The 1,815-nt window shown below is 59.2% G+C and carries 2 protein-coding genes; both read right to left on the bottom strand.

The annotated features are described in order from the left end of the window. Positions 1–325: 325 nt before the first annotated feature. Complete coding sequence (locus B7L09_RS07375; protein WP_094468368.1) at positions 326–787, bottom strand: MarR family winged helix-turn-helix transcriptional regulator; 462 nt, start codon at positions 785–787, stop codon at positions 326–328. Between the two features lie 69 nt (positions 788–856). Further along, positions 857–1,813, bottom strand: coding sequence for a LysR family transcriptional regulator (locus B7L09_RS07370; RefSeq protein ID WP_094468367.1), 957 nt, complete (start codon positions 1,811–1,813; stop codon positions 857–859). Positions 1,814–1,815 lie beyond the last annotated feature (2 nt).

The following is a 1,815-nucleotide window of genomic DNA, read 5'->3' as shown; positions in this document are numbered from 1 at the left end:
TTGTTAGCGCTAAATNTTTGCGCGCTAAGTAAGTGCGAGATGAATGTATCGCGCAAATATTTAGTGCGCAATATAAATTTTTGAAAAAGTTTTGGATTGGAGCAAGGCGCGGACTGGAAGTGCTGAGTTAGAGCGGTTGCGGCAGGGTTTTTTCAGCGAAAAGTTTTTTCGAAAGGGGGGTAATGAGGTCGGCAGGACACCGCTAAATAAATGTGGGAGCGAGCCTGCTCGCGATTGCGGAGTGTCAGTCAATTTCAATGCCGACTGAAACACCGCAATCGCGAGCAGGCTCACTCCTACAGGGGATTTGGGGGCGGTTTGAGGATTAGAGGCTGTCTTGCAAATGGCTGCGCAACGCTTGCAGCTCCGCTTGAAGTTTCTGCAGCCGCTCAAGTGTCATTCCGCTTGCACCGAGGATGCATTGGGGAATACCACGCGCCTTCTCCCGCAATGCGCGCCCCTGTTCTGTCAGCTCGACAATCACCACCCGTTCATCCTCACGGCTGCGAGTACGGCTGAGCAATCCCTCGGCCTCCAAGCGTTTGAGCAAGGGTGTCAGTGAGCCGGGGTCTGTCAGCAGTCGCGTGCTGATTTCGCCTACAGTCAGCCCGTCACGCTCCCACAACACCATCATTGCCAGATACTGCGGATAGGTCAGGCCGAGGGCTTGCAGCAAAGGCTTGTAAACCTTGGTCATCAGCAGCGAAGTGGAGTGCAGGGCGAAGCAAGCCTGATTATCCAGCAGCAGGTCATCGCAGTTATCCGGGGTGTTGCGCTCGGTGGTCATTTCAAAGCCTTGATCAGTGATCGTCATGAATCTAGCGGACGAATCTTTAATGCACCAGACAATTCTAGACTAGTGCCGGTCCAGGGTGTTTTGCAGTGCCAGGTCCCACGGTGGAATGGGGCTGAAGCGGGTTTTCAGGTATTCCAGAAGCAGGCGGCTGCGCGAATTGGGTTGTTGCGACAGTCGCAACGCATAGATGCCGGTGGATTCCGCGGGGGGTAGGCCGTTTTCACAAAACAGTGGCAGCAGTTCGCCACGCACCAGGTATTCACTGGCCAGCCAGGTCGGCAGATGCGCAATACCCAGCCCGGCGAGAGCGCCCGAGAGCAGTGCCTCGGCATTGTTGGCACTCATGCGGATGCGCGCCGGGCGATGCAAGTGCATGTGCCCGTCGCGTTCAAAGCGCCAGGCGAAAGGTGGCGCCAGGCCGTCCCAGTCGAGGCCGTCATGTTCGATCAACTGCGTGGGTTCGGTCGGGACGCCACGACGTTTCAGGTACTCGGGGCTGGCGCAGGCAATGCGCACCATACTCGCCAGCGGCGTGGCCACCAGCCTTGTGTCGGCCATTTGCCCGGCGCGCAGCACCAGGTCAACCTTGCCCAGATTCAGCCCCTGCATGTCGACAAAACTGTCGATCAAATGCAATTGCACGTCGAGGCCGGGGTAGAGCATCAGGAAGTCGGCAATCACCGGCGCCAGATGCCGTCGGCCGAACGCCGCTGGCGCATCGATGCGGATCAAGCCTTCCGGCGCGCTGCTCAGGGACACCGCTTCAGCGCGGGCCAGACGCAATTCCGTCACAATCCGCCGCGCCCGCTCGGCAAACGCCAAGCCTGCGGGAGTCGCGCGCACGGCGTGGGTGCTGCGGATGAACAGCTGGCTACCGACCGCACTTTCCAGGCTGTCGATGCGCCGCGCCACGGCCGAAGGCGTCAGCGGATGCCGGCGGGACGCAGCGGAAAAGCTTCCGGTTTCCAGCACATCGAGGAAAAGGCCCAGCTGTTCGGTCAGGGTATTCGGGTTCATCG

The organism is Pseudomonas mandelii (assembly GCF_002251635.1).
GTDB classification, from domain to species: Bacteria; Pseudomonadota; Gammaproteobacteria; order Pseudomonadales; family Pseudomonadaceae; genus Aquipseudomonas; species Aquipseudomonas mandelii_B.
Note: the sequence above shows the minus strand (reverse complement) of the source record. Positions and strands in the feature narration are given on the sequence as shown.

Coding starts and splice junctions, on each gene's coding strand:
- B7L09_RS07375 (WP_094468368.1), bottom strand. CDS start 787: ATGACCACCGAGCGCAACACCCCGGATAACTGCGATGACCTGCTGCTG.
- B7L09_RS07370 (WP_094468367.1), bottom strand. CDS start 1,813: ATGAACCCGAATACCCTGACCGAACAGCTGGGCCTTTTCCTCGATGTG.